Origin of the sequence: Mesorhizobium sp. C372A (assembly GCF_030323245.1) — a bacterium.
Classification (GTDB): Bacteria; Pseudomonadota; Alphaproteobacteria; order Rhizobiales; family Rhizobiaceae; genus Mesorhizobium.
This window is the reverse complement of the sequence record NZ_CP100475.1, coordinates 2,910,387-2,925,244: the sequence shown is the minus strand read 5'-3', so window position 1 is coordinate 2,925,244 and position 14,858 is coordinate 2,910,387. Positions and strand designations below refer to the sequence as shown.

Here is a 14,858-nt window from a genome sequence, read left to right as displayed (position 1 = left end):
AGGAAATTCATGAAGACTGTCTATTCGCCGCTTCATGCCGGCCATGCCGGCCAGATGGAACTGGTCACGTCGGCAATCGTGCCGGGTTTCGAAAAGCCGTCGCGGGCCGAGTTCATCAGGGCGCGGGTCGAGAGCGAGAAGCTGGGGCCGATCCTCGGACCGGTCGAGCATGATCTCACCGCGGCCAAGCGCATCCACAAGGCCGACTATATCGACTTCCTGCCCACCGTCTGGCCGGCGTGGAAGGCCGCCGGCTTCGAGGGCACGGCGATGCCCTTCACCTGGCCGACGCGCGGCCTGCGCGGCGACGTGCCACCCAAGCGCGTCGACGCCTTGCTCGGCTACTATTCCTTCGACGCCGGCGCCACCTTCGTCGAAGGCACATGGACCGCGATCAAATCGTCCTATGACGTGGCGCTGACGGCGGCGGCCTTGGTCAAGGGTGGCGAGCGGTCGGCCTTCGCGCTCTGCCGCCCGCCCGGCCATCACGCCGGTGCCGGGTTCATGGGCGGCTACTGCTACATCAACAATGCCGCGGTCGCCGCGCAGTGGTTCCTCGATCAGGGCGCAAAACGCGTCTCGATCCTCGACGTCGACTATCACCACGGCAATGGCACGCAGGAGATCTTCTATGAACGCGCCGACGTGCAGGTTCTCAACCTGCATGGCGATCCCATGGTGGAGTATCCGTTCTTCCTCGGCCATGCCGATGAACGCGGCGCCAGCGCCGGCGAAGGTTTCAACGTCAATTATCCCATGCCCTTCGGCACCAATTGGGACGCCTGGAACGCCTCGCTGGAGGACGCTTGCGCCAAGCTCGCCGCCTACGCCCCCGATATCGTCATCGTGTCGCTCGGCGTCGACACCTTCGAGAAGGACCCGATCAGCCAGTTCAAGCTGAAAAGCCCGGACTATCCGAAGATCGGCCATCGCATCGCCAAGCTCGGCCTGCCGACGCTGTTCGTGATGGAAGGCGGCTACGCCGTCGAGGAGATCGGCATCAACGCCGTCGGCGTGCTCACCGGCTTCGAGGACAAATAGGAAAGCAATTCCAGGATAAGTGTGAGGCGGTTTTCCGGCCGGAATTGCGCCAAGGAGATATGGGGCGGCTCCGGCCGCCCCGACCATCTAGGCGGCCGCAGCCGGGTTGGGTGCAACCACCGGAACGGCTGGCCTTCGCGACCGGCCGATGCGGTAGACAATCACCGCCGCAATCACGCCTGCCGCCAGGATGGCGAGCGCCAGCAACGGCCGGTACCAGAACCAGGCAATCGCGATCGTCACCGTGCCGACCAGGATCGCCAGAACGAAGGCGATGATGCCGGTGCCCATCCGCGCCATGCTGCCGAGGAAGGGTATGACGTCGAGGATCACCCCGATCGGGCTGAGGAACAGCGCAAAGCCTATGGTCAGCAACAGCAAGCCGGCGCCGCGCAGCAGCCAGGTGATCAGCGTGTTGGCGCTGACGGCGTCGGCGAACATCTTTTCGGCCGGGACGTTGCCGGTATCGACCATCAGCAGCGCATCGCCGGCTTGCGTCTGGTAGGGCTCGAAGCGGCTGCCGGCCTGGCGCGCGACGATGCTGATCACGCCCAGCGGCGCCAGTTCGTAGCCGATGCGATAGTCACCCAAAGCGGGCGTCGTGTTGTCATTGCCGAGAAAAATCTTGCCATCGACGATGCTGAGCGGTTTCGTTCCGGTATAGGCAGCCTTTATCGCCGCCGACTGGTCGGCTGAGAGCGAATAGTCCTTGTCACCCTCGATACGGTCCAGCACCGGCGTATCGAGATCGAAGGCGACAAGCTTGCCCTCGGGAATCTGGAAGGTCCGGCCGTGGATTTCCATCGGCGGATTCTGGTGGCCGTCCGGCTTCTTGAAGTCCGACGAGTCGATCTGGCTGTCGTCCCACACCTTGGAATAGCTGTAGGTGGTCACCGTCTCTTCGCCACCGCCGAGCTTCTTGGTCGTCTCCGACTTGGACTCTTCCTTCCACTGATACATCTCGACGCTGCGCGACAGCCGCAGCCCTTGCGCCGCAATGCCGAAATCCGGATCCGCCAGGCCGCTGTCCGCCGTCACCAGTCCGCTGACATGAACCAGCTTGCCGTCATTGGCGGTATCGACGCTGTCGGCGCCGACCGAAACCACCGCTCCAGAACCTTCGGCCAGCGAGCGCGCCGTCTGCACGGCGCGGCCTTCGTTCCAGAACAGCCCGATCACCATCAGCACGATCAGGATAAGGCCGAAGATGACCCCGCCGACCGCGCGCTTGATCCGCCCGAACCACGAGACGGATGTGACTTCCCGAAATGAATCGCTCATCGTTTCCCCCGAAACAAAGTTATCCCAAAATTACAACGCGGCCGGCGGCCGCGTGTTTAACCCGTCAATCGGCGTGGATCTGCGCGCCGCAATCCCTGTCGCCGGCGCAGGCGTGCACCGCCCGTGTCGTGCCGCCATCGCCAACCCGCCACGGCGAGGCAGACAGCGGCGCCTGGCGATTGCCCCCGAGAAGATCGAGCGCCCGCATCGCCGTCTCTTCACCAGCCTCGTCACGCTTGACGATCTCGACATCCTTGAGGCCGATCGCGGCAAGCTGCGGCATCACCACATCGGGGTCGCCCGCCACCACGATCAGCGACGGATCGAGCGACGCCAGGGCCAGCGCCTGTTTCTGAACCGCATCGAGCGTCAGCTTTGTGCGCGCCGCCATGCGGGTTTGCTGGTCCTCCAGCGTCGATCCGCTGCCGACCGCGCCAATCAGCGAGGAGAACAGACCAGCCGACGTCTCGGCCGATCCAGCCAGCGCCCGGCGATAGACAGTCACCGTGCGGTCGACTTCGTCCTGCGCCACCGGCAAGGTGGTCAGGCCGGCAAATCCTTTCAGGATTTCGGTAATCGCCGGCCCGGTGTTGGCGCGCTCGACGGTGGTTGCCACGACCAATCCCGAGCCGACCTTCATCGGGCTCATCAGATAGCTCGACACGCCATAGGAGTAGCCCTTCTCCTCGCGGATCACCGAATTCAGCCGGCTGGAGAAATCGGCGCCAAGCAGGTTGGAGACCGCGGTCGATTCAGCGCGCTCGCTCTCGTCGGTGCCGGGCGCCGGCCGCGCCACGAACAGCGCCGACTGGCTGGCGCCGGGTTCGGGCACCAGCAGCACTTTCTGTCCCCCGTTGAAATGCGCCGCCGGCGACGGCTCGACGGCATAGCCGGCGGTGTCGCTTGTCCACGCGCCGAATGCTTTTTCAAGGCTGGCGGCGACGGTCGCGACCGGCATCGGGCCGACGCTGTAGAAGGTCACCGCCTTCGGCGTGAACTCCGCCTTGAATGCGTCCCTCGCCTCGTCGAGCGAGATCGAGGTCAGCGCCTTTGCCGACCAGTCCACCGCTGCCTTGCCCGGCACCTGCGGGATCAGCGTCGCCTTTGCCATGCGGCCGGCAACGCCGGGCAGATCCGCCTCGCGGGCGTTTAGCCAGTCGACCGTCTGCGCCATCAGCACCGTCCATTCGGTCTTGTCGAAACGAGGCTTCAGTACCGCGTCGGCGAGCAGGCCAATACCCTGGTCGAGCTTTTCCGGCGGCACGCCAAGCGTCATCATCGTGGTCAGCGTTCCGGCCTGGTGGCTGACGCCGGCGCCGATGTCGCTGGCCGCCTTGGCGAAATCAGCCGAGCCGCGATCGGCGGCCCCGCGTGTCGCCATGCTTGCTGCAAGCTCCAGCAATCCCTCCTTGCCTTCCGGCACGCTGTTCCAGCCGCCGGCGGCACTGGCCGCGACATAGACCATCGGCGCTTCCGGCATTGTGTAGTGGACGAGTTTGATGCCATTCGAGAGCGTCGCCGTTTCCATGGCGGGCAGTGTTGCCGAAGGCGCTTGCCCGGCCGCATGCTTCGGAATGTCGATCGCCGCTCGCTCCGGTGCGGTGAACGGCTGCGGTGTGCCGGACGAGCCGATCAGTGCATCGGGATAGCTGCCCCGCGGGCCGGGCTTCAGCATCAGTACGCTGGCATCTTCCGGTTTCAACAGCCGCTTCATCGTTGCCTCGACATCCGCCACGCTGGCGTCCTTCACCCGCGGGGCGTCGACCAGCGCGCTCTGCGCATCGCCGAGCACGTCGGCATTGTAGGAGACGACGCCGGCGCGATCCTTCAGTGCTTCGCTGCCGAGCCGCGCTGCCTGCAAGATGCCGGTGCGCGCACGCTCGACATCGACCGGATCGAGCGGGGTCTTCAGGAAATTCGCGAACGCCGTTTTCATCGCGCTTTCCAGCGCTTCCGGCGCCACACCTTCGGCGGCACCCGCCTCGAAGGTAAAGCGGCCACCGAGCAGACCGCCGGTCCAGCTCGCGCTGGCATAGGTGGCAATGCCCAACTGCGAAACCAGCCGGTTGCGCAAAAACCCATATTCGCCGTTGCCGAGCAGTTCGGCGGCAATGCTGAGCGCACCATTGTCGGGCGACTGCGCCACCGGGCCACTGAAGCCGACCACGACGATGGGGCTTGGCACGCGATCCTCGAGCACCAGCTTGAGCCGGGCCTGCGTCGGTTCCGGCACGGCGGGCCGCGCCACATCGGCGCCGCGCGCCACGCGGCCGAACGTGTCGGCAATCAGCGCCTTGGTGTCGTCGATCTCCAAGTCGCCGACCAGCACCAGCACCGCATTGTTGGGCAGATAGTAGCTGTTGAAGAAACCCCTGACATCGTCGAGCGTCGCCGCATCGAGATCGGCGACCGAGCCGATGACCATGCGGCTATAGGGATGCGGCTTCGGGAACAGCCCGGACCAGAAAGCTTCCCAGCCGGATGCGCCGGCCTTGTCGAGCACGTTCTGGCGCATCTCGTTCTTGACCACCGAGCGCTGCAGATCGAGCTTGGCCTGAGTCACCGAGCGGCCGAGATTGGCCATGCGGTCGGCCTCCAGCGACAGGATCATCGGCAGTGACGACGACAGCCCGTCGACGTAATAGACCGTGCCGTCTTCGGTGGTCCAGGCATTGATCTCGTTGCCGAGCGCGGCGTGCGCGCCGAACACGTTCGGCCAGGCCGGCGTGCCGGAAAACATCAGATGTTCGAACAGATGCGCAAAGCCCGAGCGTCCCGCGGGTTCATTCATCGACCCGACGCGGTAGCGCAGGTTCATCACCACCTTCGGCACGCGATGGTCGGGCACCAGCACCACCTGCAGCCCGTTGTCGAGCGCATAGGTAACGGTCGGCTCAGCCTTGGCGGGCGCTGCCATGCCGGCAAGAGCCGCAAGCACCACCGTGAACGCCAGGAAAACCTGCTTCATCATGACCCCCGATGCTGATGGCCGCGAGCAAGCGCCGCCAAATCCGCCGTATGACCGAAGGGATGCCCACCCCTGCCGGCTGCCGAGACCCTATCGGAATCGATCGGCCCTCGATACGGCAGTATCGCAACACCCTCTGGCTTTTTCGTGTCGGCGTTTCAGGCCTTTTGCGGCGGAAAAGGCCGCGAAAGCAGCCCCTGAGTCGCTTGAGTCCAATAATATTGATTTTGTCAAATCGCGTTTGATGTCGGATTCATCTGCGGGTAGATTAGACCCGAATCAGCCGGTCCTTGGGGGGCGCGGCGACCACCCAAAGTCTCAAGTTCCGGCCAATGACCGGCACCAGACGCGGACGGCTTCGCGTTCCCTGAATGGATTCGGCGATCAGCGCGACCGCCGCGCCGTGTGAGTGCTTCGTAAACGTGATGCGTCTTCAAGTTCGGCCGCTGCTAACCCCAGCGTCCGGGCTCAAGAAAAGACTCCGGCCATGACATACAACCAAAGCATCCAATGAGCAGTTCCGCCGCGCTTCTCCAATCCGATACGTTAGGCTCGCGCCTCGAATCGCGCGGCGATCTCACCTCCTTTTTCATGCAGCTTGCCGCCGAGATCGGCGCCGACAGCTACATGCTCGTCGCCATCGTCCACGACCAGGACCGCAACGACGCCCGCATCGTCTCATCCAACTGGATCTTCGACGCCATTGAACTGATCGGCAAGCGGCTGATCGCCGGCCTTGCCCAGGGACCGCTGACCGTTGCACCTGGCATCCGCCCGAGGCCCCTGGTCGCCGCCGCGGCACCCGACGCCGGCGGACTGCTCACAGGCGAAGAGGCGCGCCTGCTCGACGTGCTTGGACATGCCGAAGTCTATTCACTGCGGCTCAATGTCGGCCGCCAGCGGCTGTTTGCGCTTTTCTCGGCGGCCGAGGCCGGCAGTATCGACCAGCCGGCGCTGATGAAGGCTCAGTTGAAGTGCTGTTACGCGCTGTCCGCCATCCCGCAATTGATCGCCGCCGTCGCCATGCAGGACCCGCTGTCCGACCGCGAGCGCGAATGCCTGTTCTGGGTGTCTGAAGGCAAAACCACCGATGAGGTCGCAGTGATCCTCGGGGTCTCGTCCAACACCGTCAACAGCTACATCACCCACGCCATCCAGAAATTCGCGGCGTCGAACCGCGCGATGGCCATCGCCACGGCGATCAGGAGCGGCATCATTTGAAACATGCTGACATCAAGGCGGCGGCCGAAGCCCTTTTCAACGAGCAGCGCAATCCGTTCGGCGCCTTCTCCATCGGTTCCGAGACGCACCATGCCGTCACCATCCCGGACGCGGTGCGCCGCTGCCGCTGGATCGCCGTCGACATCAACGCGTCGGCGTTTGGCCTCTATTTCGTCAGCCCCTCGCCGGAACGGGCGCGCCTGGTGCCGAGCTTCGATTCCGACTATCCAGCCACTGCTGTTGCGACCAAATTCATCGCCGGCGCCAATGGCGAGGAGATGGTGCGCCACAGCGGCGCCTCGACAGCGCCGCGCTGGTGGGCCGATGACGGCATCGCCGGCTCGGACGCCGTCTTCCAGAACCTCGCCTGGGCGGAGCGGACGGCGCCGCTGGCGCCGGGCACCAACGGCATTGCCTTTCCCGTCCATGCCGATCGCGGCCATTGCGGGCTGGTGGTGTTCCTCGGCTCGACGATCGCTCTGCCGGAGGACACGCTCTACGAAATCCACGCCCGCTGTTTTTCGCTGTTCGCCGCCGTCGCCCGCATTCGTCCGAACGATGCCGGCCGGATGCGGTCGATCTCCAAGCGTGAACTGGAGTGCCTGAAGCTGACCGCCAACGGCAACACCAGCGAAGAGATCGCCAGGCTGCTGAAGCTGTCGGTCCACACCGCCAACCAGTATCTCACCCAGTCGACGCAGAAGCTCAACGCGGTCAACCGCAACCAGGCGGTGGCCAAGGCGCTGCGCCTGGGTCTGATCGAGTGATCAAAGCCGCGTCCGGCGATTGGGATAAGACAAAAGATCATCGATAGGCGAGCGGCTCGGTCCGGCGAATGCGCGCCTCTTCGATGACCGTCTCCAGCAAGGCGGTGTTGTGCTCGGGGTCTTCGCCGGGCTTCTCGAACGACACATAGTTGACCGCGACCGAAGACCTCTCCTCGCTCAGCGTCAGCTGGAAATAGACGGTGACGCCCGGCGGCCGAAGCTCGAGATCGAGCACGATGCGCGGGCTGCCGCTCCAGTCGACATGTGCCTCTCCGCCATGGCCGAGCCTGAGCGTGCCCGGCAGGAAGAACAGCTCCACCGCCGAATCCACCAGATCCGACAGGCAAGCGAAATGCTCAAGCCGGATGAAGGCGATGTAGTCGGCGACATCGATCAGCCGCAACTCGTCGACCACCTGCTCGATGGCCTTGGCAACGATGAGTTCGCGGGATTTTGCGTGCGGTTGGCGGTTCATGAAATTTGTCTCCGCTCAGCCTTTTTGGAGTAGACGATCCGCACCAGTTCGGCGACGGCCTGGTAGAATTGCGACGGGATCACGCTATCAACCGAAACTTGCTTGTACATGGAGCGGGCGAGCGCCACGTCCTCGAAGATCGGGATGTTGTGCTCCTTGGCGATCTCGCGAATCTTGAGCGCAACCAGGTCCTGGCCCTTGGCCAGCACCAGGGGTGCTGAATCCTCGTCGCGGACATATCTGAGCGCGATGGAAAAGTGCGTCGGATTGGCGATGATCAGCGTCGCGCGCGGCACCGCCGTCATCATCCGCTTGCGCGCCCGGTCACGCGCCAGCGAGCGCAGCCGGGACTTAATGATCGGGTCGCCCTCGGACTGTTTGAACTCGTCCTTGACCTCCTGCTTGGTCATCCGCAGATCCTGCTTCCAGTGGAAGCGCGACCAGACGACGTCGACCGCCGCGATCAGCCCCATGACGAAGACGATCGCCACCAATATGTCGACGGTGATGCTTTTGATGACGAGGCCGAAAGCGACGGGGTTGGTGATCATGCCGGCCAGGAGCTGGCGGTAGTCCTGCGACAGCGTGAAGTAGAGCACGATACTGGCGAAGCCGAGCTTGCCCAGCGATTTCAGGAACTCGACCCAGCCCTGAATGCCGAACATCCTGGTCCAGCCTTTGGCTATCGAGATGCGCGACAGCTGCGGCCGGATCCGCTCGCCGACGAATTGCGGCATGTTCTGCAGCACCGAGGCGCCGATGCCGGCCACCACCAGCAGCGCCAGCAGGCTGACAACGGCATGGCCGATCTCCATCATCACGGTCTTGTAGAGCGCGATGACGTCGGTCTCGGTGTCCATCGGCCACGCCTCGGGCTTTTCCAGGAACATCGACAGGAACATGCCGAGATCAACGACCGCGTCCTTGGCGTAGAAGACGGTGAACACCAGTATGGCGATGAAGGACGCCAGAAGTGCGGCCTCTCGCGAATGGGGCAGCTTGCCCTGTTCGACGGTGTCGCGGATCTTCTTTTCGGTCGCGTCTTCGGTTTTGGAGTCTTTGTCCGCCGCTTCAGCCATTCAGCGCTCGGCGTTAAGCCGCTTCGCTCTGCTGCGATGAGGGCAGTTCGAAAGCCCCCTCGCGCGAAAGCCGGATTGTCGCCACCGCGATGTTCTTGCGCGCCGTCATGATGTCGGCAAGCTGAATGCCTTCCGAGCCCTGTCCGAGCTCGGACTCGATCATGCGCCGCGACCGTGCGCCGATCGCCGAGAGCGCCGATTCCGTCAATGCGGGTGGTGCACCGCGCAGCGCCAGCGTAATCAGTTCGGTCGACAGCCCGTCGAACAGAAGCACCCGCGCCTTCTGCGTCAAAAGCGGCAGATCGTCGAAGGCAAACAACCTGGAGCGGACACCGCCGAGGTCCGGCGTGCCGGCCTCTTCCAGATCCTGCATGACCTCTTCCAACTGAGGCTTGTCCATCTCGTTGAGCATACTGGCGACGCGCGCCTGTCCCGCCGAGATGTCCTTGGTCGCTGTCTGCGCCAGCACGCTGGCGCGCAGCTGGTTCTCGATGATCCTGGTCGCCGCGTCCGGAATGGTCGCCATCGTCACCATGCGCTTGATGATCTGGCTGCGCATCGGCTTTTCCATCGTCAGCAGAATGTTGGCGGCGGCCTGCGGCGCAAGCTTCGACAGCACCATGGCCGCGGTCTGGGGATGCTCGGCGGCAAGGAATGTGCCCAGACGCGTCGGCTCGAGCTTTTCCAGCTCCGGCCAGATCGGCGGTGGTCCTTCCGGCGCAACCTCGAAGCGCTTGTCGCCCATGATGGCGCTCATCTCTTCGGGCGACAGCGATTCATTGAGGATCGTGTCCATCCGGTCGGCGGAATCGAGCAGGCCCGCACCTTCGGTGAACTCGGCCTCGAATTCGGCAACGATGCGTTCGAGGTCGCTTTGCGGAATGGTGCGCAGCAGCCGCGCCCCTTCGATCAGTGCCTTCAGTTCTTCTTGCTTGAAGAATTTCAGCAGCCGGCTGGCCGAAGGCTTGCCCATCGCCACCAGGATGGCGGCGGCCTTTTGCGGGCGCGTGAGCGTCACCGGCGTCGTCATGGCATAAGCTCCTGCTGAGACCGCATGTCATTCATTGCTCAAGCGCCCTTGGTCGCCGCGATAATTTCGGTCAGCCTGATGCCGAAGCGCGACGGATCGCTTTCCAGCACGGTGATCTCGCCGCGGGCGATCTTGCGGCCGTTGACCACGACATCGACCGGTTCGCCGATGCGCCGGTTAAGCGCCACCGTCGAGCCCTTCTGCAGCGCCATCAGGTCCGACACCGGCATTTCCGTACTGCCGAGGATGATCTGCACATCGACCGGGATGCTCATGATGATGTTGGAATTGGCGCCGGACGTGGCAGCCCGCAAGGCGGCGTCGGGGCGCTTTTCCTCCTCCTGGAGGACACCGCGCAATTCCTCGATGGCGCGGTCGAGCTGTTCGTCCGGCTGGTCGATATTGGCTTCCACCTTGGTCTTGGCCATCAGTCGTCTCCAAATGCTTGGGCTTGCCCGGCGTCAGCCCGGCATGAGCCCATCGATAAAATCCTGACCGGCATCGTAAGGATGCCTGATCCGGACGGTGTAGTTCTGCCCGAGTTTACCGAACTCGCAGACAAACAGCGTCTTGTCGCGCGCGCTCAGCTTGGCTTGGGACTGCGCCGTCTCCTCGAGCTCGATGATCTGGCCCGGCTCGAAGCCGGCGAGGTCGCCGAGCGTCAGGCGGGCCAGCGGCATGGTCGCTTCGAGCGTCACCGTCGAGCGCATCACTTCTTCGGAAAAACGTGCCCGCCAGTCGGAGGTCGTGCCTTCGCTGTCGTGGACATCGGCGATACCGCGTGTGGCCAGCAGGATGCGCTGCGGGATCATCACCGTGACCGTTCCGCTGTCGGTCGGCGTCGAGATGCCGAAGACGATGCGCACCGCCGCGCCATCGCGCAGCACGCGGCGCTTGGCTTCGCTGCCCGAAAGCGCCCGCGGCACCGGCAGCCGCAGCTCGAGCGAGCGCCGGCCCGATCCGTTCAACGCCTGCGCAACTTCCTGGAAGACCGTGGTCGCGACATCGGTCTCGATCTGCGACAGAGCGCGCTCGATCGGCGAAACCGGCTGATCCGGATCGCCGCCGAACAGCGCGCACACCATCACGGCGATGGCCGGCGCATCAGCCACCAGCGTCATCGCATCCGAAGACGTCGGCGATGCTATGATGGCCATGGCAAAGGCATCGCCGGCATTCGTGCGGGCATCGGGAACACGGCTGATCTCGACCGTGCGCAGGTCGACGGTGACCGGTGCACCGAGCTCGCCGGCCAGGCTCTTCTGCAGCAGCGGCAGTGCGCGCTCGCCCATCGAGCGCCCCGGTGCCGATGACGTGAGCGGCCTCACCGCTGTCACCGACCAGACGCTCGATGATCAGCGAGCGGGCTTGCGAGGGGCTGCCAGGACTTGTCATGACGGCGTGCGGTCCTGTCTGTCGTCATGCATGGCTCAAGCCGCTTTCTTCTCGGCGGAAGCTGTGTTCATCGTGCTTTGCTCGACGGCATCGATCGTCGGCCGCTCATAGGACGAGATGGTCTTGCGGCCGAACTCGATCGCCACCTGCGGCAGAGCGCCGTTCATGTAGGCAAGCAGCGTCTGCTTGACGATGATATAGAGGCGGTTCTTCTTCTCGCGCACCGTCTTGATCTTGGTGGCGACCGGCCCGACCACTGCATAGGACAGGAAGATGCCGAGAAAGGTTCCGACAAGGGCGGCGCCGATCAGGCCGCCGAGGATTTCGGGCGACTGGTCGAGCGCGCCCATCGCCTTGACCACGCCGAGCACGGCGGCGACGATGCCGAGCGCCGGCAGACCATCGCCCACCGCCACCAGCGCATGGTAAGCCTTCATCTTGTCGGACTTGATGGTCTGGATTTCCTCGTCCATCAGCGCCTCGATCTCATGCGAGCGGGCATTGCCGATGATGATGATGCGGCAGTAGTCGCAGATGAAATTCGTCAGGTCGTGGTTCTTGAGCACGGTCGGGAACGCCTGGAAGATTGCCGACTCCTCCGGATTGTCGATGTGCGCCTCGACCTCGCTGCGCGACTTCGAGCGCAGTTCGCGCATCAGGCTGTGCAGCACGCCCAGCGTCTCCAGATAGTCGCGCTCTTTCGGCACCGCCTGCTTGAACGCTTCGAGGATACCCCTGCCGGTGTCCTTGACCGTCTTCATCGGGTTGGCGACGAGAAAGGTTCCAAGTGCGGCGCCACAGATGACCACCGCTTCCCAAGGCTGCATCAGCACATGCAGATGGCCGCCCATCGCCATGAAGCCGCCGAGAACACAGCCGAGCGTCACCACAAGTCCGATCAGAATGCCCACGCCAGATCCTTCCGCATCACGTCAGGCCTAACCGATAGCCCCCGTGCCTTGTGTGAGGCTTGAATCATGCAAGGTGAGGCGATTCAGCCTCGCGCAAGCAAGTCCGCATAGTCTTGCTTTTGAAGCTGCGACCGGAGGCATGTCGTGTTGAGCACTTTTACCAGCTACCAGCTCATCGCCAGGGACATCCCCAAGGCGATCGACCGCATCGAGGCGGAGCCGATCACCAAGCGCGACACCGACTACTATCTCGCGAACATCGGCAGCGTGAAATCGATCGACGATTTCGTCAAGAACGACCGGCTGTTCAAATATGCCATGAAAGCCTTCGGTCTCGGCGACATGGCTTACGCCAAGGCCTTCATGGTCAAAGCCCTGAAGGAAGGGGTGTCGGATTCCGACAGCTTCGCCAACAAACTGAGCGACAAGCGTTATGCCGAGTTCGTGTCGGCCTTCAATTTCGCCGCACTTGGCGCTAATGCCACGAGCTACAATTCGGCACAGCAGGGCGTGACCAACAATTATGGTCTCCAGGTCTCGGTCGGCCCTTCGCAGAACGGCTTCACCTACTACAAGGGCGAAACCTCGTACTACCTGAGCAACATTTCCAACGTAAAATCGATCGACGACCTGATGGGCAACGATCGCCTGCTCACCTATGCGATGGCCGCGTTCGGCCTGGACGCCGACGCCGAGCCGGCTGCGACCGTGCGGGCCATGCTGGAAGGCGGCGTCACCGACCCGAACAGCCCCGCAAACACGTCGACAAACAAGGGCTATGCGGCTTTCGTCGCGGCTTTCGACTTTGCCCAATATGGCGACCAGGCTACGGCGCGCGACGCCGTCCAGCAGGCGGTGCCGAAGGCTGTGATCGGCGGAACCGGACTGTTGCTCGTCAAGCCGACCGCGCAATACATCAAGGGCGAGGCCGACTACTACGCAGCCAACATCTCCAAGGTGAAGTCCATCGAAGACCTGCTGAAGGACAAGCGCCTGCTGACCTTCGCCATGGCTGCCTATGGGCTTGATGCATCGACCCAGACGACGAAGCAGATCCGCACCATGGTCAATGGCGGCGTCACCGATCCGTTGAGTCCCGCCAACCTGTTGACCGACAAGAGCTACGCCAACTTCGTCAGCGCCTTTGATTTTGCCCAGTATGGCGATCAGACGACCACGCGCGACGCGGTGCTGAAGACCACGCCGAAGCTCTACACGACCGAGTCCAGTCTTGGCCTCATCAAGCCGAATGCGGACGCCGTCCAGGCCGAGACCAGCTACTACCTCGCCAACATCACCAAGGTGAAATCGGTCGACGACCTGATGGCCGACAGCCGCCTTTATAACTATGCTCTGTCCGCAAGCGGGCTCGATCCGGCGACCACCAACAAGGATCTCGTCCGTGATGTCCTTGAGGGCGGTGTCCGCGATCCCGCCAGTGTCGCCAACAAGCTCTCCAACAAGGCCTATGCCAGGCTCGCCACCTCGTTGAATTTCGAGGCCTACGGCGAAGCGGCAACGACCCGCAGCCCGTCGCAGCAGCCGGTGGTCGACAAATACATGCGCCAGACCCTGGAAGAAGACGCCGGCAAGACCAATGACGGCGTGCGGTTGGCGCTCTATTTCGAGCGCAAGGCCTCGACCATCACCAACTGGTATGACGTGCTGGCCGACACGGCCCTGGCCAGCGTGGTACGCACCGCCATCGGCCTGCCCGATTCCTTCGCTGCCGCAGATATCGACAAGCAGGCGCAGGCCTTCGAGGCAAAGCTCGACCTCACCGATTTCACCGACCCGGCCAAGCTCGAGAAATTCCTCACCCGCTTCACCAGCCTTTGGGAAATCAATCATCCGACCTCGACCGCCCAGACATCGATCGGTGTGCTGTTTGCGCAGCCGACCACCGTCGGCATCTCGACCGATCTGATGATGGCCATGCAGAAACTGAGATTCTGAGAACACCATGCAGGACAGCCTTTACGTCGCCCTTTCCTCGCAGATCGCGCTTGAGCGCCGTCTCGACACCATCGCCGATAATGTCGCCAACGCCTCGACCATCGGCTTTCGCGCCACCGGCGTGAAGTTCGAGGATGTCGTCTCCGGCAGCGGCCCCAAATCGGTGTCCTTCGCCTCCTCCGGCAAGACCTATTTGTCCGGCGCGCATGGCGCGATGACGCAGACCGGCAACCCGTTCGACTTCGCCGTCCAGGGCGATGCCTGGTTCGGCATCGACACCCCGGCCGGCACCGTGATGACGCGCGACGGACGCTTTTCGATGAACGAGAACGGCGAGTTGATGTCGCTCGAAGGCCATCCGGTGCTCGACGCCGGCGGTGCGCCGATCCAGCTCGACCCGCGCGACGGCCCACCCAAGGCGGGCGCCGACGGCTCGCTGCGCCAGGGCGACAAGCTCGTCGGCGCCATCGGCCTGTTCAATTTCGATCCCGGCCCGAATTTCGTCCGCTACGGCAATTCTGGCATCGTGCCCGCGCGTGCGCCGGAGCCGGTCACCGACCGTTCCGATCTCGGCGTCGCGCAGGGCTATGTCGAGGAATCCAACGTCAATCCGGTGCTGGAGATGACGCGCCTGATCATGGTCCAGCGCGCCTTCGAGAACACGGCGGCGCTGATGCGCCAGACCGATGCCTCGACCGACGACGCCATCAAGACGCTCGGCTCCAAGTCGTAGC

The 14,858-nt window shown here is 63.7% G+C and carries 13 protein-coding genes; 5 read left to right on the top strand and 8 right to left on the bottom strand.

The window, feature by feature from the left end; genetic code table 11:
• Positions 1-9 precede the first annotated feature (9 nt).
• Positions 10-1,041 carry a histone deacetylase family protein gene (locus NLY42_RS13925; RefSeq protein WP_023754997.1) on the top strand — a complete coding sequence of 344 codons (1,032 nt, stop codon included), beginning with the start codon at positions 10-12 and terminating at the stop codon, positions 1,039-1,041.
• Positions 1,042-1,128: 87 nt separating this feature from the next.
• Here NLY42_RS13925 and NLY42_RS13920 read toward each other — a convergent pair whose 3' ends face one another.
• Together NLY42_RS13920 and NLY42_RS13915 are read right to left on the bottom strand one after the other, a co-directional pair.
• Positions 1,129-2,322: a TMEM43 family protein gene (locus NLY42_RS13920; RefSeq protein WP_023754998.1), complete on the bottom strand. Its 1,194-nt coding sequence runs from the start codon at positions 2,320-2,322 to the stop codon at positions 1,129-1,131.
• A 64-nt stretch (positions 2,323-2,386) separates the two neighbouring features.
• Positions 2,387-5,293 (bottom strand): M16 family metallopeptidase, encoded by a 2,907-nt coding sequence (locus NLY42_RS13915; RefSeq protein WP_286497570.1) that lies wholly within the window; start codon positions 5,291-5,293, stop codon positions 2,387-2,389.
• Between the two features lie 507 nt (positions 5,294-5,800).
• Here NLY42_RS13915 and NLY42_RS13910 point away from each other — a divergent pair.
• Together NLY42_RS13910 and NLY42_RS13905 are read left to right on the top strand one after the other, a co-directional pair.
• A complete protein-coding gene (locus tag NLY42_RS13910; RefSeq protein WP_023683473.1) occupies positions 5,801-6,511 on the top strand; it encodes a helix-turn-helix transcriptional regulator in 711 nt (236 codons plus the stop codon).
• Entirely contained in the window at positions 6,508-7,278 is a 771-nt protein-coding gene (locus NLY42_RS13905; RefSeq protein ID WP_023728367.1) for a helix-turn-helix transcriptional regulator, read from the top strand. The genes NLY42_RS13910 and NLY42_RS13905 overlap by 4 nt, the downstream gene beginning before the upstream one ends.
• A gap of 37 nt (positions 7,279-7,315) precedes the next feature.
• Here NLY42_RS13905 and NLY42_RS13900 read toward each other — a convergent pair whose 3' ends face one another.
• From NLY42_RS13900 to motA, 6 genes are all read right to left on the bottom strand, one after another.
• Entirely contained in the window at positions 7,316-7,753 is a 438-nt protein-coding gene (locus NLY42_RS13900) for a BspJ family T4SS effector nucleomodulin (protein ID WP_023671756.1), read from the bottom strand.
• Complete coding sequence (flhB, locus tag NLY42_RS13895; protein ID WP_023755000.1) at positions 7,750-8,832, bottom strand: flagellar biosynthesis protein FlhB; 1,083 nt, start codon at positions 8,830-8,832, stop codon at positions 7,750-7,752. The genes NLY42_RS13900 and flhB overlap by 4 nt, the downstream gene beginning before the upstream one ends.
• Before the next feature lie 13 nt (positions 8,833-8,845).
• Positions 8,846-9,862 (bottom strand): flagellar motor switch protein FliG, encoded by a 1,017-nt coding sequence (locus NLY42_RS13890; protein ID WP_023728370.1) that lies wholly within the window; start codon positions 9,860-9,862, stop codon positions 8,846-8,848.
• Between the two features lie 38 nt (positions 9,863-9,900).
• Positions 9,901-10,290 carry a flagellar motor switch protein FliN gene (gene fliN / locus NLY42_RS13885; protein ID WP_023683477.1) on the bottom strand — a complete coding sequence of 130 codons (390 nt, stop codon included), beginning with the start codon at positions 10,288-10,290 and terminating at the stop codon, positions 9,901-9,903.
• 33 nt (positions 10,291-10,323) lie between these two features.
• A complete protein-coding gene (locus NLY42_RS13880) occupies positions 10,324-11,154 on the bottom strand; it encodes a FliM/FliN family flagellar motor switch protein (RefSeq protein ID WP_286497568.1) in 831 nt (276 codons plus the stop codon).
• A 138-nt stretch (positions 11,155-11,292) separates the two neighbouring features.
• Complete coding sequence (gene motA, locus NLY42_RS13875; RefSeq protein ID WP_023671751.1) at positions 11,293-12,168, bottom strand: flagellar motor stator protein MotA; 876 nt, start codon at positions 12,166-12,168, stop codon at positions 11,293-11,295.
• A 144-nt stretch (positions 12,169-12,312) separates the two neighbouring features.
• Between motA and NLY42_RS13870 the strand changes: the two genes are divergently transcribed.
• Positions 12,313-14,124 (top strand): DUF1217 domain-containing protein, encoded by a 1,812-nt coding sequence (locus NLY42_RS13870; RefSeq protein ID WP_023755001.1) that lies wholly within the window; start codon positions 12,313-12,315, stop codon positions 14,122-14,124.
• 7 nt (positions 14,125-14,131) lie between these two features.
• Positions 14,132-14,857 carry a flagellar basal-body rod protein FlgF gene (gene flgF, locus NLY42_RS13865; protein ID WP_023671749.1) on the top strand — a complete coding sequence of 242 codons (726 nt, stop codon included), beginning with the start codon at positions 14,132-14,134 and terminating at the stop codon, positions 14,855-14,857.
• The last annotated feature ends 1 nt before the right edge of the window (position 14,858 follow it).

Excerpts from the sequence above, each read along its gene's own strand:
- NLY42_RS13925 (WP_023754997.1), top strand. The coding sequence starts at position 10 with ATGAAGACTGTCTATTCGCCGCTTCATGCCGGCCATGCCGGCCAGATG.
- NLY42_RS13920 (WP_023754998.1), bottom strand. The coding sequence starts at position 2,322 with ATGAGCGATTCATTTCGGGAAGTCACATCCGTCTCGTGGTTCGGGCGG.
- NLY42_RS13915 (WP_286497570.1), bottom strand. The coding sequence starts at position 5,293 with ATGATGAAGCAGGTTTTCCTGGCGTTCACGGTGGTGCTTGCGGCTCTT.
- NLY42_RS13910 (WP_023683473.1), top strand. The coding sequence starts at position 5,801 with ATGAGCAGTTCCGCCGCGCTTCTCCAATCCGATACGTTAGGCTCGCGC.
- NLY42_RS13900 (WP_023671756.1), bottom strand. The coding sequence starts at position 7,753 with ATGAACCGCCAACCGCACGCAAAATCCCGCGAACTCATCGTTGCCAAG.
- flhB (WP_023755000.1), bottom strand. The coding sequence starts at position 8,832 with ATGGCTGAAGCGGCGGACAAAGACTCCAAAACCGAAGACGCGACCGAA.
- NLY42_RS13890 (WP_023728370.1), bottom strand. The coding sequence starts at position 9,862 with ATGACGACGCCGGTGACGCTCACGCGCCCGCAAAAGGCCGCCGCCATC.
- fliN (WP_023683477.1), bottom strand. The coding sequence starts at position 10,290 with ATGGCCAAGACCAAGGTGGAAGCCAATATCGACCAGCCGGACGAACAG.
- NLY42_RS13880 (WP_286497568.1), bottom strand. The coding sequence starts at position 11,154 with ATGGGCGAGCGCGCACTGCCGCTGCTGCAGAAGAGCCTGGCCGGCGAG.
- flgF (WP_023671749.1), top strand. The coding sequence starts at position 14,132 with ATGCAGGACAGCCTTTACGTCGCCCTTTCCTCGCAGATCGCGCTTGAG.